Below are 22,985 nucleotides of genomic sequence, written 5' to 3' on the forward strand. Positions count from 1 at the left end.
CTCGCGACAACCCTCTGTCGGAGTTTGGCAGATGATCCCTGGGAACGACGTCGGAATCTGGGATGCTGAAGTGTCCTGATCGGGGGCTTGGCGTTCGTCATGAGGTCGGAGCGGGGTGGTCCCGCGGAGTCGAGGTGCCGAGATGAACCAGTACTTGCTGTCGGTGTACGACGGTGGAGCGGGCGCGCCGGCGACGCCCGAGGAGATGCACGCCTTCATGGGCCGTGTGATCGCACTCGAGGAGGAGATGGACGAGGCGGGCGCGTTCGTGTTCGGAGGGGCGCTCCACGGCTCCGACGCGTCGACCGTGGTGCGGGGTGGCACCGGCCTCGACAAGGTGACCACCGACGGTCCTTTCGTTGAGGCGAAGGAGCACGTCGGCGGCTTCTACGTCATCAACGCCGAGGACCTCGATGCGGCCTTGCGATGGGCGGAGAAGGTCGTGGAGGCGATCAACCATGCGATCGAGGTGCGTCCGTTCCGGGCGACGGGACGGGTCCAGGCCGGGCACTGACGGAGGCGGCGGGATGGACGACGTCGAGCGTGTGTTCCGCGACGCGCACGGTCCGGCCGTGGCCACGCTGGTGCGGCTGCTCGGAGACATCGGACTGGCCGAGGACGCCGTACAGGATGCCTTCGTGACCGCGATGGATCGATGGCCACGCGACGGCGTACCGCGGAATCCGGCCGGTTGGATCATCGCGACCGCGCGCAACCGGGCGGTCGACGTCGTACGGCGGAATGCGCGCGGACGCGCATTGACCAGGGAACTGGCCACCGATCGGCTGCAAAGCGAGCCCGCTGCGTCCGACGACGATCAGCTGAGACTGATGTTCACCTGCTGTCATCCAGCGCTGCGGGGCGAGCATCAGGTCGCGCTGACGCTTCGCCTCGTCGCGGGGCTCACGCTGCCGGAGCTGGCATCGGGCTTCCTGGTCAGCGAGGACACGATGGCGAAGCGTCTCGTGCGGGCGAAGTACAAGATCAGGGCGGCGCGTATTCCTTATCGCCTGCCCGGCGACGCAGAGTTGCCCGGCCGATTGCGGGCTGTGCTTTCGGTGCTGTACCTCGTGTACAACGCCGGGGTTGATGACAGCCATCGCGCGTTCCTCCGGACCGAGGCCATCCGGCTGAGTCGCGTACTCGTCAGTCTTGTGCCCGCTGAGCCGGAGGCTGCCGGCCTACTGGCTCTGATGCTGCTCAGCGAAGCGCGTAGCCCCGCGCGAGGCAACCAGGGGATCGGTGTACTGCTCCAGGATCAGGATCGCTCGCTGTGGGACCACGCTCTGATCGACGAGGGCCAGACGCTCGTCCTGTCCTGCCTGCGGCGACGCCGGATCGGACCGTTCCAGCTGCAGGCCGCGGTCCAGGCGATGCACTGCGCGGCGGCCCGCTACGAAGACACCAACTGGACCGCGATCGTCCGTTTCTACGACCGGCTGCTCACAGTCATGCCGACACCTGTCGTTGCGCTGAACCGCGCCATTGCCGTCGCGGAGCTTCGAGGGCCCGAAGCCGGACTGGCCCTCCTCGAGGAGCTCGGCGACCAACTCGACGGCTACCACCTGCTGCACGCTTCCCGTGCCAACCTGCTGAGCAGACTCGGGCAACCAGCAGAAGCCAGGCTAGCCTTCACCCGCGCAGCCGCCCTGGCCAGAACCGAGCCCGCGAGGATCTTCCTCGAACAACAGGCCGAATCCATCCACGGAGTGCCCGGCGTGCGCGGATGAGACGAAGTACGTGCTCGGCTCATGCCAGGGGCCTGGCCAATCTGTGGATGGCGTCCCCGTCGGGTCGAAGCGTGCTATCTGGGAGTCCCTCGGGGCCGTTAGGGATCCAAATTGTCGCGGATGACTGCGGCGGCGACGCTGGTCAGTTGGATGCCGCGGCTGCGGGCGTACCGGCGGATCCGGTCGAACGCTTGATCAGGAGTGATCTGGTGCTTGGCGGCCAAAGCTCCTTTGGCTTCAGCCGGATGGGTCGTCACACCTGCCGGCGCTCCTCGAGCTGACGGCTGATCTGGTCGCCCTTGGCCTCGAGGCGTTCCATGTCCTCCGCGTCGATGCGGAGGATCAGGCGTTTCGCGCCAAGGAGCAGGACTGCCTGGAACACCAGCTGCAGCCAGGAAGAGAACCCGGCGGCCGCGGTCGACGCCCGCAAGCTTGTCGGTCTGAGCGCGATGTTTCCTGCGCGGGGCTGCGCCCGCGGGTGGTTTGCTGTCGGTCCCGGCCGGGCACTAAGCACGGCGAACTGGTCCTGCTCGCACAGTTGGCCGGTTCCCGGCCCCGGCGTTCGACGGTGGGAGAGCGGCGTCGGGGCCGCGTGGCAGCTTGTCGATCTGCAATCCGGCTTCGAGTAGCGCGTCTCGGGGTGTGCTGGTCGATGTGGAGCAAACTGAGGCTTGGGTGATTGCCATGCCTGTCGGCGAGAGAGGCTTGTTGTGGACGTGACGCGGTTGTTCGAGGCGATGGAGAGGGTGGCCGGTTCGCTGCGGTACCCCGTCGAGGGGGACGACGCGGCGAAGATGCTTACTCTGAGTGCGGTGGACACCATCGATTCGATTGACCATGCCAGCATCTCGGTGACCGCCAAGGACGGCCGGATCCAGACGCTGGCGCCGACCGACGAGGTGGTGGCGCGGGCCGATGCGTTGCAGTACGAGCTGGGACAGGGGCCGTGCATCGAGGCGGCGCTGGACGAGCCGGTCGTACAGGTCGACGACCTGTTCGATGATCCCCGCTGGCCGGTGTTCGGGCCGAAGGTTGCCGAGACGCTCGGTTTGCGGGCCCAGGTGGCCTTCCAGTTCCGGGCTGATCCGCAGGTGCGCGGGGCACTGAACCTCTACGCGAACCGGCCGCACAGCATCGGCTCCGACGATCGGCTGATGGGGATGATGTTCGCCAAACTTGCCGCGGTTGCCTTGGGCTGGACCCGCGACGACGCCAGTGCGTCTGCAACGCTGGACTCGCGCGAAGAGATCGGGAAGGCGGTCGGTATCGTGATGGAGCGCTACCGTGTGGACCCGGACCGGGCGTTCGCGATCTTGGTGCACACATCGCAGAGCCACAACATCAAGTTGCGGAAAGTTGCCGCCGACATCGTGGCCGAAGCGGCGCGCAGACCCAAGTAGCCCCGGGCAACATCATGGCTGCGATCCGCCGCCGAGCCGGGGCGTGGTTTGCAGCCGCTATCAAGCGGTTACCTGGGACGAATCAGCCGCCGCGCAGCTCTAAGGACTGACCCGATGAGCAGCAACGACGAGCGCGAAGACCCAGACTGGGACAGGGCCGACCCGTCCGAGGTCATCGGAATCGCCGAAGGGATCCTGATCGAGCGGTACCGCATCCCTGTACCGATTGCTTCCGCCTTGCTGGAATCGTTCGCCACGGCCGCCGACCTGTCCGTGATCGACGCGGCTCGCTGGCTACTGAGCACGGGCCGGCTTCCTTGACGACCGCCACGTTTGGGGGCATGCGGCCGCTGCCCGCGTCGCGGTTGCCGTGCGGGCAGCGGGTGCGCCGTTGGTTGCCTTTGATGTCAGTCGGTGGCGAGGCCTGCGGTTCCGCTCGTGGCGGCGCCGGTGGTGTCCTGCTGGGGTGTCAGGGCGCCGTTGTGCGATACGGCGTACGAGGCGATGTTCCCGTTGCCGAGGCGGATCTGCAGTGTCGTGCCGTCCGGGCTGAGGGCGGCGTCGGTGCCACCGCCGGAGGTGCGCGCGGCGACGGCCTGGAGCAAGGAGACCCGCCCGTCGGTGCTGATGCGGTACGACGAGACGGTCGAGCTCGCGGCGTTGACTGTGAACGCGTAGCGGCCGTCCCGCGTGGTCACGAGCCAGCAGGCAGCCGCCTGGGTGTCGCGCACGGACGGGCTGATCGTGCTCAGCCGGCCGAAGCGGACGGCGTACGAGGACACCGCGCTCGGGCCCGCCTCGGACACGATCGCGTGGCCGCGGCGGTCGAAGTCGAAGCCGTACGGCGTCGAGCCGGCGGAGCGAGTCGGGACCGCGTGGCCCGCGTACGGGCCGTAGACCGCGACGGTGTCGATCGTCTGATCGCCCTTGTGCGTGACGAGGAGATGGCGCCCGTCCGGGGTGAAGGAGACCTGCGCGGCGGCCGTGTCCGTGTCGCCGACCTTGCTGAGCTGTCTGGTCGAACCGTGGAGGGGGCTCAGCTGGCCGTCCGGACCGAGGCGAAGTCCGCTGATGGTTGCGTCGCCCTGGTTGAGGACGTACACGGTGCTTCCGTGGACGGTGACACTCACGGGCCGGTCACCGCCGGTGGGCTCGACGTCTCGCTGCACGAGACCTCGCGGGGTGATCGCCAGCGTCGAGATCGTGTCGTCGCCGGCGTTGACCGCGAACAACAGGTCCCCTTGACGGACCAGCGCGTTCTGCGACGCCAGCGACGCTCCGAGCCCGAGTCCGCCGGTGGCGACGACGCTTCCTGTACGCAGCCGGCCGTCGCGCAGCCGGTCGAAGATCTGAACCGCGTTGCCGGCCGCGGCGTTGGTCGCTTCGTAGACATGGCCAACGACTTGCGCGTCGTTGGTTGCTGCCGGCCCCTGAGCGTTGGCGACGCCGGTGCCGCCGGCGGCAACCGCCGCGACCGCGAGCAGCAGCGGCGGCAGGGAACGGACGAACGGATTGCGCATGATGTTTGATTCCTTTGACAGAAGGGGATGTACGCGTTCGACGGTAGATCCGAAATCGTCGCCGTCGAGTGGATCGGCCGATCGGTAAGCCGCCCGTTAGCGCCGAGCACAGATGAGCCGTGGGACCCGGCGCTCAGGCGCGGTCGTGTGGCGTGACGACCGGGAGGTCTGCGTCGGTGCCGGCGACGATGTTGAAGTAGTTGGTGAGGATGTTCAGCGCGAGGTTGCCGACGACCTCGCTGATCTCCGCGTCGGTCACTCCCGCCGCCCGCGCGGTCTTCAATGCCACCTCGTCGACGGCGCCGTGGCTGCGGGCGATGGCGTCGGACAGCGCGAGCAGCGCCGCGGAGTGCGGGTCGGACGACTTGGCGTGCCGTGCCCGCTCGATCTCGTCGGCGGCGAGTTTTGCCACGTTCTTACCCAGGTACGTGTGCGCCGACAGGCAGTAGGTGCACCGGTTGTACTCGGCCGCGGCCAACGCGAGTCGTTCACGGTCGGCGACCGGGAGGGCTCCGTCCGCCAGCGCGTCGGACAGGGCCATATACCCCCGCAGTACGGCGGTGCTGTTCGCCATCACCTTCGCCATGTTGGGGATCGAGCCGAGCTTTCGCTTCAGCTCGCCGAGCAGTTCCGCGGCCTCGCCACTGGCGTCCGCGAGTTCGATCTGGGGAATTGTCGACATCGACCGGTCCTTTCGGGCTTGTTGGTGGTTTCGTCGAGCCAAGCAAGCGGGTCGTTCCGATCGCATCCGTGTTCCCCTGGGGCATCGCCGGGTCGGACCGCCGGGTGCCGGGTGACCGGGGTCGTAGGCCCGGGTGTTCCCCGACGCGACGCGCCTTGGCGCGGTTCCAGGCTTGCGACGTACCGCTCGTCCCGGCAAGCGGGCCGTGGTCGTCGGATCAAGATTGGGAGAGACACTGATGGAGCGAGGCATGTCGGCCCCTGGCCACTTGTACATCCAGACGAACGAGGTGAGGAACTTCGTCGTTCACTACGCCCGCGCGGCGGACGGGACGATCAGCGAGGTGGAGCGGATCCCCACCGGAGGCGCCGGATCCGGTGTCTACAAGCCGATCAGTGGCCAGGAGAGCGCGCCGAACGCCTTCGAGGCCGCGGGCAGCGTGATCCTGACCACCGACAAGCGGCTCCTGTTCGCGACCAACGGCGGCGACAACTCGGTCTCGAGCTTCGGCGTGGGTGAGGACGGCAAGCTCACGCTCATCGACGTCAAGCGGACCGGCAACATCGTGACAGGGCGCAGTGGTACCGCCAAGTCGCTCGCGTACCTGCCGGCAACCGGCACGCTCTACGTGCTGCACTCGTTCGGGCCCGATCACGTCCGCCTGATGTCGGTCGATGCCGACGGCAAGCTGAAGGCGCGGCCGCAGGGATATACGGTGAACACCCCGGACAAGCCACTGCGGGTGTCCACCATGGTCGTGCTGTCGCCGGACGAGAGGTTCCTCGTCGTCGGCACGACGTTCGACGAGCCCGCGAAGCCGAACCCGGACGGGTCGCCGATCCTGTGGGCGGACCAGCCCGACGGCTCGAAGAAGTCGGTGGCGTCGAACGCTCCGGACCCGGACGGCATCGTCGTGTTCCACGTGCAGCCGGACGGTTCGCTGGGCGAGGGGATGTTCCAGGACGGCGGCGGCGGTTCGCCGTTCTACCCCGCGTTCCTGCACCACCGGCCCGGCCAGTTCGTCATCGGCTACGCCGTCGCGGACGGGGTCGCGCTGGCAACGCTCGGCGAGGACGGCCGGATCGGGACCGGTCCGGTCGTGAAGATCGACACCAGCGCCGGCCTGCCGTCAGAGCTGTGCTGGCTCGCGGTCTCACCGGACGACCAATGGGTGTTCGCGACCAACTTCGGCTACAGCAACATCAGCAGTTTCCGCATCGACGGCGATGTGGTCTCGCTGGTGCACGACTCGGCCTGCCCCAAGGTGCCGGGCGACGGGACGTTCCGGGCGCTGAACGGGACCGTCAGCAGCGGACCGAGCGACAACCTGATCACCCCGGACGGCAGCTACCTGTACCAGATCTACGCGAACGCCTCGAAGCTGGTCGGGTACGCCGTCCAGCCGGACGGCACGCTCGACGAGGTGACCAGCGTGGAGATCCCGTACAACAGCCCGCAGGGCCTCGCCGGGTTCTGACGAGATGGCCGAGGTTGGTCCGGGGGAGCCGCGCATCGAGACCTGGGTGTCGTCGATGATGCTGAGCCCGCGGGAGATCGAGAAGCTGCTGGTCTACCAGGTCGCGGAGCTGGCCCGCCGGCGCCGTGAGCGCGGCCTGAAATTGAACTTCCCCGAGTCGATCGCACTGATCACCGAGGCGCTGCTGGAAGCGGCCCGGGACGGCCGGTCGGTCGCGGAGGTCACCGAGCTGGGCAAGCACGTGCTCTCCCGGGAGGACGTGCTGCCCGGAGTTCCCGAGATGGTCAACGTGGTGCAGGTGGAGGCGACGTTCCGGACCGGGACCCAACTCGTCGCTGTTGCCAACCCGATTCCTTAGGAGACGAGATGATTCCAGGCGAGTGGCTGCTGTCAGAGGAACCGGTCGAGATCAACGCGGGCCGGCGTACGGCGCAGCTGTCGGTGCGCAACACCGGCGACCGGCCGATCCAGGTCGGCTCGCACTACCACTTCTTCGAGATCAACCGGGCTCTGGACTTCGACCGGGCGGCGGCGCTGGGCATGCGGCTCGACGTGCCGTCCGGCCAGTCGGTCCGCTTCGAGCCCGGCGACGAGCGCGAGGTCGACCTGGCCGAGTTCGGTGGCGCGCGCCGGGTGATCGGGTTCAGCGGGCTGCTCGACGGTGCCGCTGCCAACCCGCGTTCGCGAGCTCGGGCCCTTGCCCGGGCCCGCGAACGCGGGTTCGTCCGGGCGGAGGAGCAGTCGTGACGACGGTTCCGAGAAGGCAGTACGCGTCGCTGTACGGTCCGACCGTGGGCGACCGGTTCCGGCTCGCCGACACCGAGCTGGTGGCACGGGTCGAACGCAGCCTGATCCTTCCCGGCGAGGAGGCGATCTACGGCGGCGGGAAGTCGATCCGCGACGGCATGGCGCAGGTGCCCGGCCTGCGCAACGCCGACGGGGCGCTGGACCTGGTGATCACCTCCGTCGTCGTGATAGATGCGGTGATCGGCATCGTGAAGGCCGACATCGGCGTCAAGGACGGACGGATCGTCGGGATCGGACAGGCCGGGAATCCGCAGGTGCAGGACGGCGTGTCCGCCGACCTGCTGATCGGGCCGGGAACCGAGGTGATCTCCGGCGAGGGACTGGTCGCGACCGCGGGCGCGATCGACTCCCACGTGCACTTCCTGACACCGGCGCAGGTTCCGCATGCGCTGTCCAGCGGGGTGACCACGATGCTCGGCGGCGGCACCGGTCCAGCCGACGGGTCCAAGGGCACGACATGCACACCCGGTCCGTGGAACCTGGCCAGGATGTTCGAGGCCACCGCGACCCTGCCGGTCAACGTGGGTTTCATGGGCAAGGGAAACAGCAGCCGGCCGGAGGCCTTGCGTGAGCAGGTCGAGGCGGGCGCCTGCGGGCTCAAGGTCCATGAGGACTGGGGTGCGACGCCGGCGGCGCTGGACTGTGCGCTGACGGTGGCCGACGAGTACGACGTCCAGGTCGCGCTGCACGCCGACACGCTCAACGAGGGCGGGTACCTGGCGGACACCCTCGATGCGATCGACGGGCGGACGATCCACAGCTATCACACCGAGGGCGCGGGCGGCGGCCACGCACCGGACATGATGGCGATCGCTTCCCTGCCCAACGTCCTGCCGTCGTCGACCAACCCGACCCGTCCGTACACCACGGACACGACGGACAACCTGTTCTACATGACGATCGTGACGCATCACCTCAACCCCGACAATCCCGAGGACGTCGCGTTCGCCCAGTCGCGGATCCGCGCCGAGACCGAGGCCGCAGAGGACGTGCTGCACGACATGGGTGTGCTCAGTATGTACTCGTCGGACTCGCAGGCGATGGGACGCGTCGGGGACACCGTGTCGACCTGCTGGCGCACTGCGGACAAGATGAAGAAGGTGACCGGGAGCCTGCCCGGGGAGACCACGGGGGACGACAACCAGCGCATCCTGCGGTACCTGGCGAAGCTGACGATCAACCCGGCGTTGACGCACGGGATCGGGCACGTCGTCGGGTCCCTGGAGCAGGGGAAGCTGGCTGACATCGTGCTGTGGCCGACCAACACCTTCGGGGTCAAGCCGAAGTACGTGATCAAGGGCGGGGCGGTCGCGTGGTCGGTGATGGGCGACGCGAACGCCTCGATCCCGACGCCGGAGCCGGTGCTGCTGCAACCGATGTTCGCCGGACGGGGGAAGGCGGCGGGCCGTACGTCGGTGACGTTCGTGTCGCAGGCCGCGGCGGAGGCGCAGGTGGTGGAACGCCTCGGCGTCGACCGGTGGACGGAACCGGTGCGTGGCTGCCGCACGGTCGGCAAGGCGCAGATGGTGCGTAACGACCTGACCCCGGAGATCGCGATCGACAGCGAGACCTACCAGGTGACGGTGGACGGGCGGCCGGCCGTGGTGCCCGCGTCGACCGAGGTTCCGATGTCCCAGCTCTACTACATCGTCTGATGGCCAGTCATGAGCTGGCGGGCTTCCTGTCCGTGCTGCAGCTGACCGACTCGGCGTTTCCCAGCGGTCGCTACACGTTGTCGTACGGCCTGGAGACGATGGCGCAATCGGGACGGCTGGCCACGCCGAGCGACCCCGCGACGTTGGCGGGGTTGCTCCGCGACCACGTACGTCTGGCTGTGGGACCGTCGGAGGGTGTCGCGCTGGCCTGCGGTCACCGCGCGACGACCGGCCCGGACTCGCTGGACCTGGAGTTGGTCACGCGGGCTGACCAGCGGCTGACCGCTGTGAAGCTGTCCCGGGAGGCACGGGAGACGTCGAGTCGTACGGGGCGTGCGCTGCTGCGGGCCGCGACACCGGTGTTCGGTGCCGGCGCGCTCACGTCGTTCGAGCGAGAGATCGCGAGCCGACGATCACCGGGCAACCACGCCGTGGTGCTCGGCGTCCTCAGCGCCTGTCTTGGCATACCACGCCTGCAGTCGGTCGCGGGCGAGCTCTTCGCGTTCGCCGCCGGTTGGGTGGCGGCCGCGGTGCGGCTGGCCGTGACGGACCACACAACGGCGCAGGCGGTGCTGCGCGGCGTACGCGATGCCCTGGCTGCGGCGGCGCTGTCCGCTGCTGACAAGGACGTCCCCGACATCTCCAACTGCGCACCGCTGCTGGACGTCATGGCGATGCAGCACGAGGAGACCGAGCTGCGGTTGTTCGCCAGCTGAGAGAAGGAGAAAGAGCTGATGGAAGCACTCACGGACTCGTACGGCCACGGCCACGGCCACGGTCATGGTCACGATGAGGAACCCGCGCCGTTCGCGGAGGTCCGGGCTCCGGGCATCCCGCGGATCGGCATTGGCGGCCCGGTCGGCTCCGGCAAGACGGCGCTGATCGAAGCCCTGGTCCCGATGCTCGTCGCTGCGGGCCACCGGCCGGTGGTCGTCACCAATGACATCTTCACCAGTGAAGACGCGCTCCACGTACGGCGCACCCTGGCCGGTGTGCTGGCGCCCGAACGGGTCGTCGGCGTCGAGACCGGATCCTGCCCGCACACCGCGGTGCGCGACGACCCGAGCATGAACCTCGACGCGGTCGCCGAGCTGACCGACCGCTTCGCCGACGCCGACGTCGTCCTCGTCGAGTCCGGTGGCGACAACCTGACCCTGACCTTCAGCTCCGCCCTCGCCGACTACTTCGTGTTCGTGATCGATGTTGCCCAGGGCGACAAGATCCCCCGCAAGCGCGGTCCTGGCGTGACACACTCGGATCTCCTGGTCATCAACAAGGTGGACCTGGCCGACCTGGTCCGGTCCGACCTGTCGGTGATGGACCGGGATGCCCGCGCGGTCCGTGCCGGCCGTCCGTTCGTGTTCACCAACTGCTTCACAGGCGATGGTCTTGACGAGGTCGCCGGGCGGATCCGTGCGGTGATCGGCGAGCTCGCTCCGGCATGACGCAACGGGACGACCTGACCTGGTGCGCGCCCACGGCGTTGCCCGCCGAGGTGCTCGCGTTCGGCGCGGACGTGCAGGACGCGCTGGGCGTCGGCGCCGCGGGAAAGCTCGGGGTTCTGGATCTGGCATTGGCGCCGCGCGGCGGCAGCACCAGGGTCGTCCGGCAGTACCAGCGCTCACCGCTCTACGTCTACCGGCCGATCTATCTGGACCCGGCGCGGCCGGACATGGCCTTCGTCTTCCTGCAGCAGCAAGGCGACGGCTTCGTTCAGGGCGACCGGTACCGGGTGGACGTGGACTGTGCGCCCGGTGCGGCCGTCCACCTGACCACGCAGGCTGCCACCAAGGTCTTCAGGGCTCATGGCAACTTCGCGACGCAGTTGGTGAACCTGCACGTCGGTGCCGGCGGTGTGCTCGAGTATCTGCCGGACCCCGTCATTCCGTTCCGCGGCTCTCGGCTGTACCAGAGGACCTGCCTGACCGTCGGCTCGGATGCGACGGTGATCTTCGGGGAGATCCTCCTGCCGGGGAGGATGGCACGCGGCGAACGCCATGCGTACGACGTGTACTGGGCCGACACCGAGGTCCGTGGGACGGACGGCTCACTCTGGTTCGCCGACACACTGCGGCTACGGCCTGGTGAGCTCGACAGTCCGGCCTCGCCGGGAGTACTCGGCGGCTACGACGTGCTGGCGAGCCTGTACGTGCTGTGCTCCCGCACGCCCGCCTCCGAACTGGTCGCGCGCCTGCGGGACGCGCTCACCGCCGTACCGGAGGTCCTGGCCGGAGTGACGGAGCTGCCGGCGGGGCACGGCGCGGCCGTGCGGGCTCTGGGCCACAAGTCCGCGGCCGTCCAGGCCGCGATGCGTGCCACCTGGGAGCGGGCGCGCGTCGACCTCCTCGGCGCACCCGTTCCCGACCTCCGCAAGGCCTGAAGCACCGTCGGCGCCGCCGCGGCTGCGCTCGCCGAGCTGGCCCGGCTGTGATTACTGTGACGGCGCGGCGCGCGTCGGTCAGTACGCGGGCCGTTGCGTCTCTGATGTCAGCGGCAGGCGCACGGTGAAGCGGGTGTCTCCTGGTGACGACTCGACCGACAGCTCACCGTGGTGTTTGCCGACCACGATCCGCCAGGCGATGTCCAGGCCCAGCCCGGGTCCCGCTCCGGCCGGTTTGGTCGTGAAGAAGGGCTCGAAGATGTGGCTCCGGATCGCCTCGGGCACGCCCGGTCCGGTGTCGCCGACCTCGACCAGGACCCGGTCGTCGTCGCGCGCGGTGCGGACACTCAGCCGGCCGCGACCGTTCATCGCGTAGACGGCGTTCTCGACGAGGTTCGTCCACACCTGGTTGATCTCTGCAGCGTAGACCGGAACGGCGGGCAGGCTGCGGTCGAGATCGCTGACGACCGTGATGTTGTCGCCGATGGTGTGCGCCAGCATCATCAGGGTGCTCTCCAGAAGCTGGTTCAGGTCGACCTCCCGGTACGGCGCGCGGTCCACCTGCGAGTACTGCTGGGCTGCCGTCACGAGGGTGGAGATCCGGGACGTGGAGTCGTCGATCTCGTTCAGTGACAGCTCGAGGTCGATCGTGTGGTGCAGCCAGTCGAACGCATCGTCGAGGACCGAGGCGTGACAGACTGCCTCGGCGACCGCTTCCAGCCACTCGGCGTTCCATCCTGCCTGCACGAAGGTGGGCGCCGTCCGCCGGCCGGCGGTGACTCCGCGTGCCTCGAACCAGTCAACCAGCTCGTCCTCACGGTCCGCCGCATCGAGCGGACTCAGCGACGGAGCCTCGGTCAAGTGCCGAAGGGCCCGCTGCTGAAGAGTTTCCAGCGATTTCCAACCGGAAGGGCCGAGATCGTGTCGGACGGACGACTCAGTCCGCCGCAGCCCGGCGAGGCGTTCCCGCAATGCGGCGGTCGCACGCATCGCTGCTGCCGTGGGGTTGTTCAGCTCGTGCATCAGGCTCGCGGACAAGGAGCCCAGGGCAAGCAGCCTCTCGTGCTCACTGATCGCCCGCTGGGTGTTCTTCATGCCGAGGAACAGCCCTTCCAGCAGGTGCAGCGGCATCGGGAACCACTCCCGCATGATGGCGGCGAACCTGTCCGCGGCCAGGACGTACAGCCGTGACGGCCGGGTTGCCCGCAGGGTGTTGTCCAGCGTCTGACTCACGCCGTCGCCGAAGAACGGGCGCCAGGCTCCGGCGTACGCGCCGACCTGACTGGTCCGGTTGATCTCGACGTCCTCGTGGCCGACCCGGCGGGAGATGACCAGTTCGCCCTCGAGCAGTACGTAGAACGAGGTCGCGACGTCGTCCTCGCGGTAGATGTAGCCGGCCTCGAAGAGCTCGACCCGCCCGTTGCGGCACAGCCAGTCCAGCTGTCCCTCGTCGAGCTTCTCGAACAGAAACAGCGTTTTGAGCTCGGCCGCGTCGCACGGCACGGTTCGGGTCACCATGCCGACATTGTCTGAACCCGGCCGGCAGGCCGAGTCCGGGAAGACACCAGCCGCACCCCGGTTCTGCACGCCGGTCCCGCAGTCCACCGGGGAACTGCCGGAGGCGAACAGCAACAGCTCGCCGCCATGGTGAGGAGAATCCGCAGGCGCAGCTCGTCAGGGCCGACACCTCACCAGCGATTCGAAGGAGAAGCGGAGATGCCACCTGTTCACCACCGGTACGCCGACGTATCCGGACGGCAGTTGTTCTACCGGGAGGCCGGTCCGCCCGACGCGCCCGTCGTCGTCCTCCTGCACGGGTTCCCGACCAGCTCCTTCATGTTCCGCAACCTCATCCCCATGCTGGCCGAGAACTTCCGGGTCATCGCTCCGGACCATCTCGGCTTCGGCCTGTCAGATGCTCCGTCGGCGGACGACTTCGAGTACACCTTCGATGCGCTGGCCGACCTGACCGCCGGCCTGCTCGCCGTTCTGGGCGTCGAACGGTACGCGCTCTACGTCCAGGACTACGGCGCGCCGATCGGCTGGCGGCTGGCCCTGCGCGCCCCGGCCGCGATCACCGCCATGATCACGCAGAGCGGCAACGGGTACGACGCCGGCTTCGTGGAGAGCTTCTGGCGAACCGTCTGGGACTACCAGCGCGAACAGACGCCTGAGACCGAGGCAGCCATCAGGCAGGCGCTGACCCTCGAGGTCACTCGCTGGCAATATGTGACCGGCGTACCCGACGAGACGCTCGTGAGCCCGGACACATGGCATCACGACTACAACCTGCTCACGCGGCCTGGCAACGACCAGATCCAACTGGCGTTGTTCCGCGACTACAAGACGAACCCCGCCATGTACCCGGATCTGCATGAGTATCTGCGCTCCAGCGGTGTGCCCGTGCTGGCGGTGTGGGGCCGTGGCGACGAGATCTTCGGCCCGGCCGGCGCAGAGGCTTTCGCGAAGGATGCCGCCGGCGCTGAGGTCCACCTCCTCGAGGGAGGCCATTTCCTTCTCGAGAGCGCCGGCCCCGAGGTAGCCGCACTGGTGCGGGACTTCCTCAGTCGCAGGGTCGCACCCCCGGGCAAGCACGCGATGACCGCAGGACAACACGAAATGACAGGGATTGGAGAACACTCATGACGTACAACTTCAACGGTCACAAGCTGGTCGTGATCGGCGGAAGCAGCGGGATGGGGCGGCAGACCGCCATCGACGTCGTCCGGGGCGGCGGTACGGCGGTGATCGTCGGCCGCAACCAGGACCACGTCGACGAGACGGTGAAGACGCTGTCCGGCGACGGCCAGGCCTGGGGAATCGTGGCCGACCTGGCCGACCGTGACGAGGTCGCCAGGGCACAGCACCAACTGGCGACGGAGCACCCCGACGCGACGCTTCTGGTCAACGCGGCCGGCGTCTTCGTCCCGAAGCCGTTCCTCGACCACGACGGGGGCGACTACGACTCGTACCTGGAGCTGAGCCGGGCCATCTTCTTCCTGACGCAGACGGTGGTGCGCGGAATGGTCGCGGCAGGTCACGGAGGTGCGATCGTCAACATCGGGAGCATGTGGGCCCACCAGGCCATCGCCGCAACGCCGTCCAGTGCCTACTCGATGGGTAAGGCCGGGCTGCACGCACTGACTCACAACCTGGCTCTCGAGTTCGGTGAACAGCAGATCCGGGTCAACGCCGTCGCGCCGGCCGTCGTGGCGACGCCGATCTACAAGGCATTCGTTCCGCCGGAGCAGATCGAGGCGACCATCGAGAGCTTCAACGGCTTCCACCCGCTGGGTCGTGTGGGCTCGGCCGAGGACGTCGCGTCGGCCATCACCTATCTGCTCTCGGAGGAGGCCGGCTGGGTGACAGGCACGATTCTGAACGTCGACGGCGGAGTGATGGCCGGACGCAACTAGCCGTCTGCGAGCCCGGTCCCGGGCCTCCGCGCTCCTCGGCACCTGTGAGCGAGCATAGGATGCTCGGACAGACTGCCGACGGAGCGTAGGAGGTCTCGCGATGATGCGCAGGTCGACGCGGCCGAAACGTCCAGTGCTGCCGGATCCGAAGCGTTAGTCCAGTGGTGCACTTCCGGCGCGACGAGTGCGACCTGCTCGACCGCCTCGTCGACGACGTGAGGTCGGGTGAGAGTCGGGCCCTGGTCCTTCGCGGCGACTCGGGGATCGGCAAGACCGTCCTGCTCGAGTACCTGGCAGGGCGGGTTGACGGCTGGCGTTCGGTGCGCGCAAGTGGCGTGGAGTCAGAGCAGGAGCTTGCCTTCGCCGGCCTGCACCAGGTGTGCGCGCCGGTGCTCGAGTCGCTGGAGATGTTGCCCACGCCGCAGCAGGAGGCGCTGCGCGTCGCCTTCGGCATTGCTTCCGGCAGGCCGCCGGACCGTTTCGTGGTAGGTCTGGCTGTCCTGGGGCTGCTCGGCGAGGCAGCACGAGACCGTCGGTTGCTGTGCCTGATCGACGATGCACAGTGGCTGGACCGTGCCTCGGCGCAGGTCCTCGGCTTCGTGGCGCGGCGGCTGCGCGCCGAGGCGGTGGCGATGGTCTTCGCCGTCCGCGAGCCCACGGACGGCGGCGAGGTCACCGAGCTCAACGGGATACCGGATACCCGGGTCGGCGGACTGTCCGACGACCAGGCCCGGGCGTTGCTCGCATCGGCCTACCCGGGGCCGGCGGATCAACGCGTACTCGATCGCGTCGTTGCGGAGAGCCGAGGCAACCCACTGGCTCTGCTCGAGCTACCACGCGGCTTCACTCGGGCCGAACTGGAAGGCGGATTCGGTCCGTTCGGCCCGGTCGTCCTGCCGGGCCGCATCGAGGAGAGCTTCCGGCGTCAGATCGCCACGCTGTCGCCCACGACGCGACGCGTGCTTCTGGTCGCGGCGGCCGAACCGGTCGGCGATCCGGGGCTCGTGTGGCGTGCGGTCGACAGTCTCGGGATCGCGGTGGATGCCGAGGCGGCGTCGCGGGAGGCGGCGGAGCGGTTCGTGGACTTCGGCTCACGGGTTCGCTTCCGGCACCCGTTGCTGCGATCAGCGATCTATCGGGCGGCCACCAGCGAGGAGCGTCGCCGCGCCCACTGGGCTCTGGGCGAGGTGACCGATCCCCGCACAGATCCCGATCGCAGGGCATGGCATCGCGCCGCGGCCGCCGAGGCGCCGGACGAGGCCATCGCCGCCGAACTGGAGGAGTGTGCCCGGCGCGCGTACGGCCGTGGGGCGGCGGCCGCCGCCGCGGCGTTCCTGGAGCGCGCCGCCGGGTTGACGCCGGACGTGAAGCAGCGCGGTGGGCGCCTGCTCGCGGCAGCGCAAGCGGCCTACGCGGGTGGCATGCCGACCGCGGCACCGCGGCTGATCGCGTTGGCCGAGGCGAGCCCCCTGGACGCTCTCGAAAGGGCACAGGCCGACGTGCTGTACGCCCGCAGCGCCTTCGCGCTGGGACGCGGCCGCGATGCGACGGAATCGCTGTTCCAGGCCGCGACGCGACTCGAGAAGATCGACGCCCGGACGGCGCGTCACACACATCTGGAGGCGATCCGGGCGAGCTGGTTCCTCGCTGACGTCGCCCCCGGTCTCACGCTGCGTGAGCTGGCCGAAGCGGCGCACGATTCCCCTCGGGCAGGACCCGAGACGATCCCCGACATGCTCATTCATGGTCTCGCCATCCGGTACCGCGACGGTTATCCGGCGGCCGCCGCGGTTCTGAAGAGGGCCGTGGCCGCGTTCCGCGACACGACGCCGACCGGTGAGTTCGGCTTTCTCCTGGAATGGTTCGTGGGCACGATCGCCGTGGACCTCTGGGACGACGAGGCCTGGGACCTGATCAGTCGCCGCTATGAGCAGCGGGCCCGGGAGGAGAGCCGCGCCTCGCTGCCGATCGCGCTGACGATGCAGATCGTCAACCTCGTGGTCCACGGTGAGCTGGCCAAGGCAGCGTCGCTGGTGGAGGACTTCGACGCCGTTCGTCAGGCGACGGGCATCTTCGATGCCTCGTACGGAGGCCTGCTGCTGGCGATCTGGCGCGGACAGGACGAGCAGGCGACCGAGATGCTCGCCGCGATGGCCGATGACGCGACCAGGCGCGGCGAGGGAGTCACGCTCATCGCCGTGGCCTGGCTGAGAGCCCTGTTGTCGAACAGCCTGGGCCGCTACCAGGAGGCGGTGACCGCAGCGCTCGAAGCGACGGAATCGCAGCGCGAAATGGGCTACGTCACGCTGTGTTCCCTGGCCGAGCTGGTCACCGCGGCTGCCCATGCCGGCCGGCCCGGGACGGCCGCACGAGCCCTGGCACGGTTGACCAGTATGACGGAGGCCAGCGGCACCGACTGGGGGCTCGGCGTGACGGCAGGGTGCCGGGCGATGCTGGCGGACGACGACTCTGCCGAGTCGGACTTCCGGGAAGCGATCACGCGACTCGAGCGCACCCGGATCAGCGGCGAACTGGCGCGGGTGCACCTGCACTACGGGGAGTGGCTGCGACGCCGCGGCAGGCGGAACGATGCGCGCCGCGCGTTGCGCACCGCGCACTCGATGTTCATCGAACGGGGGATGGTCTCCTTCGCCGCTCTGGCCGCGCGCGAGCTCGGCGCGGCCGGCGAGAAGGTTCGAGAGGACCCGAACGCGGTGTCCAGCACGCTCACGTCCCAGGAGTCGCAGATCGTCCGGCTGGTGCGCGACGGCCTGTCGAACGCGGAGATCGCCGACCGGTTGTTCCTCAGCCCGCGCACGGTGGAGTGGCATCTCGGAAAGGTCTTCGCAAAGCTCGGTCTCACGTCCAGGCGACAGCTGCAGCGCTGACCACGAGCCGTCCCCTCCCTCAACGGCCCGCGGTCAGGACGTCCGGCCCGTCGCCGGTCAGGGCATCGGCAGCCGCCCGCAGGACGAGGTGCAGTTCCGTCCTGGAAGTGATCCCCAGCTTCGCGAACACTTTGTGCAGGTGGTACTCGACCGTGCGCGGGCTGAGGAACAGGCGAGCACCGATCTCGGAGTTGCTGAGCCCGTCGCGCGCCAGGTAACCGATCCGGGACTCCTGGGTCGTGAGCTCACGGCCGCTCTCGACGCTTCGTTTGCGGACCCGCTCCCCGGTGGCGAGCAGCTCGGCGCTTGCGCGCCGGGCGAAACCTTCGGCGCCGATCGTCGTGAAGGTCTGCTGGGCGGCCCGGAGCGGCGCGCGGGCGTCGGCGCGCCGGTTCTGCCGGCGTAGCCACTCGCCGTACAGCAGTTGGGCCCTCGCGAGCTGGACTCGGATGCCGGTCTCGGATAGCCGGTCGATCGCTTCCTGGTACGACGCCTCGGCCGTCGGCGGGTCGGCGAGCAGTGCGTGGGCGACTGCTCGCACCCCCAGCGCCCAGGGGGTCGCCGCGGCGTCGGCATCGGCATCGAGACGGGACAGCTCGGCGGCCGCGACGTCGCCCTGCCCGCAGCGCGTCGCCGCTTCGATCAACTCGGCGCGTGCCCAGCCGGACAGTGCGAGCTGATCGGCCTCGACGGCTTCGCGGGCCGCCGCCAGAGCTTGCTCGTAGTGTCCCGCGCCGTTGTGCAGCACCGCCTCCGCCAGGTGCGTAGCGGTCAGTGTCAGGGCGTCGGCACGCTGCCGGGCCTGCCTGCGGGCCGTCGGCAACATCCCACGAAGGACGTCCTGTCTTCCTTCCCAGGCGGCGAGCATCAGAGATGCGGGGGTCGGCAGCGGAACATCCGTGCCCAGGTGGCGGGTGTTCCTGCGGGCGATGGCGTCGTGCGCGGCCTGGAAGCGGCCACGGAAAACGTCGATCAGCGCAGTGTGGTTCGGGGCGGTCAGCGCCGCCCACGGCTCCTCGTTCCATCCGTCAGCGGCGGCCCAGCCGGCCAGCCAGGACCATCCTCGCGCCGCCGGGTCCAGGTCGTCGCCACAGAAGGCGTCGAGTGCCCGACCGAGGGTGCGCGCCGAAGTGCCGGGCCGGTCGAGAACCCGGCCTGCCAGCGCGCCGAGCAGCAGGTCGACCGGATCTTCCAGCCCCTCGGCTGCCGTGTCCCGCGCGGCTTGTGCGACGGTCCGAACACTGGGGGCGGCCGGACTACGGCAGGAGAGCATCGCTGCCGCGAGGGCCTCCAGGTGCGCGTACCGGGCCAACGCGGGCGAGTGCGTCCGGAGCTGACGGGCCGCGTCCAGCAGCAACTGTGGGCTCGCATCGTCGCGCCGAGCGGCGAACTCGATGCGTGCCCGTTGAAACCCGATCTCTGCTTGCCGCGCCGGATCGGACGGCCCAGCTGCCGCGATGGTGAGCAGGTGCTGCGCGACGTCGAGGCTGCCTGCGGCGTGGTGGGCGTCCGCGGCGGACAGGGCGCGCCGGGCACGGACGGCCGGGTCGGCCGTGCCCAGGGCGGCCCGTTCGAGGAAGGCGGCGCGCGCGGCGATCCCGCCACGCGCCTCGGCCAACGCCGCGTTCTGCTCCAGACCGGCCGCGATCGGCTCGTCAGGCCCGCTGGTGGACAGGGCCAGATGCCATGCCCGGCGATCGGCGTCCGCCTCGCTCGTGACGGCCTCGGCCAGTGCCCGGTGGGCCAGGCGGACCTCGGGCGGCGTCGCGCCGGCATAGACGGCTGCTCGCAGCTTGGCGCAGCCGAACACGACCCGCGACCCGAAGGTCAGCAGGTTCTGTTCCTCCAGGATCTCTGCGGCCTGCCCGCAGATGCCGAGTACGTCGGCCGCCCGCGAGACCAGCCCCGGGTCTCCGGTCGGTTCGGCAGCGACGGTCAGCAGAAGTTGACGCGCGTCGGCGGGCAAGCGCTGCGCACGCCGTACGCAGTCGTGCTCCCGATCCCCGGCCTCGGGACGCGGTGCCGGAATCGCGTATCCCCCCGCGAGGCCGACCGCGGTGACCCCGTCGACAGCCTCCAACAGCAGGCGCGGATTGCCGCGTGCCTCGAGCAGTATCCGCTCGGTCACGGCCGTGTCGATCTGCCCGGGCGCACCGGCGAGGAGGACCGAGTGAGCGTCGCTCCACGGCAACCCTTCGAGTCGCATCTCGGCAAGCCCGTCGAGTTCCGGCACGCCGTGCTGGTCGCGTTCGCCGAACACGATCAGCAAGCGGCTGCGTTCGGCGCGACGAACCACGAACGCCAGTACCAGCAACGAGGCCGTGTCCAGCCAGTGTGCGTCATCGACCAGACAGCACACCGGATCGCGTTCGGCGACTCCGGTGAGCAGATTCAAGGCTGCGACACTCACCAGAAGGCGATCCGGCGGTTCGCCGCCGCTGAGGCCGATCGCGGTGGAGAGTGCAGCCCGCTGAGCGGGCTCGAGCCGCTCCAGTTCCTCGAGCAACGGAGCGCACAACAGATGGAGCGCGGCGTACGGCAGCTCACGTTCGTCCTCCACACCGCGCGTCCGGAGAACCCGGTATCCGTCCGCACGCCGGGCCAGGTAGTCCAGCATCGAGCTCTTGCCGATGCCCCGTTCGCCGAGTACCCGAAAGGCCACGGCATGTCCGGTCGAGGCGTCCTGCAGCAATTGCTCCATCCGGGCGCACTCGGTAGCGCGCCCGTACAGCCTGGGCGCGTCGCTCGCGGCCGCTGGTTGTTCGGTGTCCGGGAGGAAGGTCGTCACGTCACCACCGTGCCGTGATCGGGCAGATTTGTAGCCCGAGTTCGGCACGGGTGCACCCCCGGGCCCGGGCATCGAGGAGCCCCGGGGTCACCGGGGGCGAGTGGCTGGTGGGCCGGACGTCGTCCGCGGATGGGTGGCACCTGAGCCTCGCCTGGGAGGACCCGTGGGCCGGACCAGTGAAGTCCCGGAGGCGAACGACGGCCGCGGGTGGTGGGATCGGTGATGATCGCCGGCGACGAGGGCGCCAAATCCCCCGGGCCGGCCGCGACGTCGAGGAGATGGGTCGATGGAAACCGTTGCGAATGCTGTCCACCTGCCGGCGCTGGACAATCCGAACGAGCGAAACGCGGTGGGCGCCGAGTTGCAGGCGGTGCTCCAGGACCTGATCGACCTGTCCCTGGTCGGCAAGCAGTTGCACTGGAGCGTGGTCGGCCCCGCGGCCCACAGCGTGCACCTGTTCCTCGACGACCTGGTCGGGGAGTGGCGCGAGCTTGCGGACCTGGTGGCCGAACGCGCGGTGACCCTGGGTTTCGTCCCCGACGGTCAGTCCGTGGCGGTGGCGGACGGATCCCGGGTCGAGCCGGTGCCGGTGCGTTCCGTGCCGGACCATGCGGTGATCTGGGAGCTCGCGCGCAGGGTGGCGGGCTCGGCAGAGCGGGTACGTGAGCGGCTGGCGCCGATCGGCGCGGCGGACCTGGTCACCCAGGATGTCCTCGTCGACGTGGTCCGGATGTTGGAGAAGCAGCAGTGGCTGCTGCGCAGCCAGTTCGGGGAGAAGCTCTGATGGCGATCTCCCGGGGATTTCGCGGCCGGCGCGTCACCGAGGACGCGGCACGGGTGCCGCCGGGGCAGTACGTGACGAACGACTTTCCGGTGCTGTCGGCGGGTCCGACGCCGCAGACACGTCTGGACGCGTGGAGCTTCACCATCCGCGGCGCGGTCGAGGAATCGGTCTCGTGGTCATGGCAGGAGTTCCGCTCGCTGCCGCGCGAGACCTTCACCGTGGACATCCACTGTGTGACGAAGTGGACCAAGCTCGGTACGACCTGGTCCGGCGTCTCGGTCGACACGTTGCTGGCGGCGGCGCCTACGGAAGCGGCGTTCGCGATGGCCTTCGCCGACGGTGGTTACACCACCAACCTGCCGCTGGCCGACGTGCGTGGCGGACGGGCCTGGGTGGTGGACGAGTACAACAGTCAGCCGCTCGACCCTGAGCACGGCGGGCCTGCCCGGCTACTGGTACCGCACCTCTACTTCTGGAAGAGCGCGAAGTGGGTGCGAGGACTGGAGCTGCGTTCCGTCGACCAGCCCGGATTCTGGGAGATGTTCGGCTATCACAACTACGGAGACCCGTGGCGGGAACAGCGTTACAGCGGCGACTGAGCTGGCAGGCCGCGACGGTGGTCGGGACGGCTTTCGTGACACCCCGGGCGAAAACGATCACGCTCGAAGTTCCCGGCTGGACCGGGCATCGTGCGGGACAACACGTCGACCTGCGGCTGACCGCGCGGGACGGCTACCAGGCGCAGCGGAGCTACTCGATCGGGTCCGCTCCTGAGGACCCGCGAGTGATGCTGACCGTCGAGAGGCTCGACGACGGCGAGGTGTCCCCGTACCTCGTGGACGAGCTGCGCGTGGGCGACGAACTCGAGGTACGCGGCCCGATCGGCGGCTACTTCGTCTGGGACGGGGATCTCAGTGACCCCCTGTTCCTGGTGGCGGGCGGTTCGGGTGTGGTTCCGCTCAGGTCGATGCTGTGGCACCACCGCGCGATTCGCAGCAGGGCACCGGTGCGGCTGCTGAGTTCGGCGCGTTCGCTCGAGCTGCTGATCTACCGCGAGGAGCTGATGCAGTTCGCGACCTACGACAGGTTCGACGTCTCGGTCACGCTGACCCGGGAACTGCCGAGTGGTTGGCACGGGTATCGCGGCCGGCTCGATCAGGAGTTGTTGTCCGAGGTCGCATGGCCCGACACCGAGCGACCGCTCACCTACATCTGCGGGCCGACCGGCTTCGTGGAGAACGCGTCCGGAGGTCTGGTGGCTTTGGGCCACGACCCCGGCCGGATCAGGACCGAGCGCTTCGGCGGCCTCCGGGCCGGGTGACGAACGCACCCGCTCGTCACCGTCACCAGCACTCGCCCAACTGCGAAGGAGAGGAAGCGCGACATGGCAACTGTCTCGTTCAAGGGAGCCACCCGGGTCTACCCGGGCACCGACATCGCCGCGGTCGACAAGCTCGA

At 69.1% G+C, this 22,985-nt stretch carries 23 protein-coding genes; 17 read left to right on the forward strand and 6 right to left on the reverse strand.

The annotated features are described in order from the left end of the window. Window positions 1–142: 142 nt before the first annotated feature. Together ACWEOO_RS38890 and ACWEOO_RS38895 are read left to right on the forward strand one after the other, a co-directional pair. A complete protein-coding gene (locus tag ACWEOO_RS38890) occupies window positions 143–514 on the forward strand; it encodes a YciI family protein (protein WP_452147313.1) in 372 nt (123 codons plus the stop codon). Between the two features lie 13 nt (window positions 515–527). After that, the gene (locus tag ACWEOO_RS38895; RefSeq protein WP_452147314.1) at window positions 528–1,730 is read left to right on the forward strand and encodes an RNA polymerase sigma factor; all 1,203 of its coding nucleotides are present in this window, start codon (window positions 528–530) and stop codon (window positions 1,728–1,730) included. Between the two features lie 98 nt (window positions 1,731–1,828). Here the strand turns inward: ACWEOO_RS38895 and ACWEOO_RS38900 are convergent, their stop codons facing one another. Together ACWEOO_RS38900 and ACWEOO_RS38905 are read right to left on the reverse strand one after the other, a co-directional pair. Next, window positions 1,829–1,987 (reverse strand): ANTAR domain-containing protein, encoded by a 159-nt coding sequence (locus ACWEOO_RS38900; protein WP_452147315.1) that lies wholly within the window; start codon window positions 1,985–1,987, stop codon window positions 1,829–1,831. Then, a complete protein-coding gene (locus tag ACWEOO_RS38905; RefSeq protein WP_452147316.1) occupies window positions 1,984–2,160 on the reverse strand; it encodes a hypothetical protein in 177 nt (58 codons plus the stop codon). The genes ACWEOO_RS38900 and ACWEOO_RS38905 overlap by 4 nt, the downstream gene beginning before the upstream one ends. 280 nt (window positions 2,161–2,440) lie before the next feature. Between ACWEOO_RS38905 and ACWEOO_RS38910 the strand changes: the two genes are divergently transcribed. Further along, on the forward strand, window positions 2,441–3,130 hold the full coding sequence (locus ACWEOO_RS38910; protein WP_452147317.1) for a GAF and ANTAR domain-containing protein: 690 nt from the start codon (window positions 2,441–2,443) through the stop codon (window positions 3,128–3,130). Window positions 3,131–3,244: 114 nt separating this feature from the next. After that, window positions 3,245–3,451, forward strand: coding sequence for a hypothetical protein (locus tag ACWEOO_RS38915; RefSeq protein ID WP_452147318.1), 207 nt, complete (start codon window positions 3,245–3,247; stop codon window positions 3,449–3,451). 86 nt (window positions 3,452–3,537) lie between these two features. On the opposite strand, the gene ACWEOO_RS38920 is transcribed toward ACWEOO_RS38915, so the two are convergent. After that, window positions 3,538–4,650, reverse strand: coding sequence for a lactonase family protein (locus ACWEOO_RS38920; protein WP_452147319.1), 1,113 nt, complete (start codon window positions 4,648–4,650; stop codon window positions 3,538–3,540). A 133-nt stretch (window positions 4,651–4,783) separates the two neighbouring features. Beyond that, the gene (locus ACWEOO_RS38925) at window positions 4,784–5,332 is read right to left on the reverse strand and encodes a carboxymuconolactone decarboxylase family protein (protein WP_452147320.1); all 549 of its coding nucleotides are present in this window, start codon (window positions 5,330–5,332) and stop codon (window positions 4,784–4,786) included. Window positions 5,333–5,582: 250 nt separating this feature from the next. On the opposite strand from ACWEOO_RS38925, the gene ACWEOO_RS38930 reads away from it, so the two are divergent. The 7 genes from ACWEOO_RS38930 to ACWEOO_RS38960 are packed head-to-tail and all read left to right on the forward strand — an operon-like array spanning window position 5,583 to window position 11,651. Then, window positions 5,583–6,809: a hypothetical protein gene (locus ACWEOO_RS38930; RefSeq protein WP_452147321.1), complete on the forward strand. Its 1,227-nt coding sequence runs from the start codon at window positions 5,583–5,585 to the stop codon at window positions 6,807–6,809. 4 nt (window positions 6,810–6,813) lie between these two features. Further along, complete coding sequence (locus ACWEOO_RS38935; RefSeq protein WP_452147322.1) at window positions 6,814–7,167, forward strand: urease subunit gamma; 354 nt, start codon at window positions 6,814–6,816, stop codon at window positions 7,165–7,167. Window positions 7,168–7,175: 8 nt separating this feature from the next. Continuing rightward, window positions 7,176–7,556: an urease subunit beta gene (locus tag ACWEOO_RS38940; protein WP_452147323.1), complete on the forward strand. Its 381-nt coding sequence runs from the start codon at window positions 7,176–7,178 to the stop codon at window positions 7,554–7,556. Next, on the forward strand, window positions 7,553–9,271 hold the full coding sequence (gene ureC, locus ACWEOO_RS38945; RefSeq protein ID WP_452147324.1) for an urease subunit alpha: 1,719 nt from the start codon (window positions 7,553–7,555) through the stop codon (window positions 9,269–9,271). The genes ACWEOO_RS38940 and ureC overlap by 4 nt, the downstream gene beginning before the upstream one ends. Beyond that, window positions 9,271–9,987: an urease accessory protein UreF gene (locus ACWEOO_RS38950; RefSeq protein ID WP_452147325.1), complete on the forward strand. Its 717-nt coding sequence runs from the start codon at window positions 9,271–9,273 to the stop codon at window positions 9,985–9,987. The genes ureC and ACWEOO_RS38950 overlap by 1 nt, the downstream gene beginning before the upstream one ends. Before the next feature lie 18 nt (window positions 9,988–10,005). After that, window positions 10,006–10,716 (forward strand): urease accessory protein UreG, encoded by a 711-nt coding sequence (ureG, locus tag ACWEOO_RS38955; protein ID WP_452147326.1) that lies wholly within the window; start codon window positions 10,006–10,008, stop codon window positions 10,714–10,716. After that, a complete protein-coding gene (locus tag ACWEOO_RS38960; RefSeq protein ID WP_452147327.1) occupies window positions 10,713–11,651 on the forward strand; it encodes an urease accessory protein UreD in 939 nt (312 codons plus the stop codon). Before ureG ends, ACWEOO_RS38960 begins: the two co-directional genes overlap by 4 nt. 78 nt (window positions 11,652–11,729) lie before the next feature. Here the strand turns inward: ACWEOO_RS38960 and ACWEOO_RS38965 are convergent, their stop codons facing one another. Continuing rightward, entirely contained in the window at window positions 11,730–13,169 is a 1,440-nt protein-coding gene (locus ACWEOO_RS38965; protein WP_452147328.1) for an ATP-binding protein, read from the reverse strand. A 198-nt stretch (window positions 13,170–13,367) separates the two neighbouring features. On the opposite strand from ACWEOO_RS38965, the gene ACWEOO_RS38970 reads away from it, so the two are divergent. The 3 genes from ACWEOO_RS38970 (at window position 13,368) to ACWEOO_RS38980 (ending at window position 17,955) form a co-directional block, all read left to right on the forward strand. Further along, entirely contained in the window at window positions 13,368–14,297 is a 930-nt protein-coding gene (locus tag ACWEOO_RS38970) for an alpha/beta fold hydrolase (protein WP_452147329.1), read from the forward strand. Beyond that, the gene (locus ACWEOO_RS38975; RefSeq protein WP_452147330.1) at window positions 14,294–15,067 is read left to right on the forward strand and encodes an SDR family NAD(P)-dependent oxidoreductase; all 774 of its coding nucleotides are present in this window, start codon (window positions 14,294–14,296) and stop codon (window positions 15,065–15,067) included. Before ACWEOO_RS38970 ends, ACWEOO_RS38975 begins: the two co-directional genes overlap by 4 nt. Window positions 15,068–15,228: 161 nt before the next feature. After that, complete coding sequence (locus ACWEOO_RS38980; RefSeq protein ID WP_452147331.1) at window positions 15,229–17,955, forward strand: AAA family ATPase; 2,727 nt, start codon at window positions 15,229–15,231, stop codon at window positions 17,953–17,955. A 19-nt stretch (window positions 17,956–17,974) separates the two neighbouring features. Here the strand turns inward: ACWEOO_RS38980 and ACWEOO_RS38985 are convergent, their stop codons facing one another. Further along, window positions 17,975–20,743: an AAA family ATPase gene (locus tag ACWEOO_RS38985; RefSeq protein ID WP_452147332.1), complete on the reverse strand. Its 2,769-nt coding sequence runs from the start codon at window positions 20,741–20,743 to the stop codon at window positions 17,975–17,977. Window positions 20,744–21,029: 286 nt separating this feature from the next. Between ACWEOO_RS38985 and ACWEOO_RS38990 the strand changes: the two genes are divergently transcribed. From ACWEOO_RS38990 to ACWEOO_RS39000, 3 genes are read left to right on the forward strand one after another with little or no spacing between them, the layout of a single operon-like run. Continuing rightward, entirely contained in the window at window positions 21,030–21,527 is a 498-nt protein-coding gene (locus ACWEOO_RS38990) for a Dps family protein (protein WP_452147333.1), read from the forward strand. Further along, window positions 21,527–22,126, forward strand: coding sequence for a molybdopterin-dependent oxidoreductase (locus ACWEOO_RS38995; protein ID WP_452147334.1), 600 nt, complete (start codon window positions 21,527–21,529; stop codon window positions 22,124–22,126). The genes ACWEOO_RS38990 and ACWEOO_RS38995 overlap by 1 nt, the downstream gene beginning before the upstream one ends. After that, window positions 22,096–22,848 carry a ferredoxin reductase gene (locus ACWEOO_RS39000; protein ID WP_452147335.1) on the forward strand — a complete coding sequence of 251 codons (753 nt, stop codon included), beginning with the start codon at window positions 22,096–22,098 and terminating at the stop codon, window positions 22,846–22,848. The genes ACWEOO_RS38995 and ACWEOO_RS39000 overlap by 31 nt, the downstream gene beginning before the upstream one ends. Window positions 22,849–22,985 lie beyond the last annotated feature (137 nt).

The sequence above is a fragment of the Kribbella sp. NPDC004138 genome, from assembly GCF_053603655.1.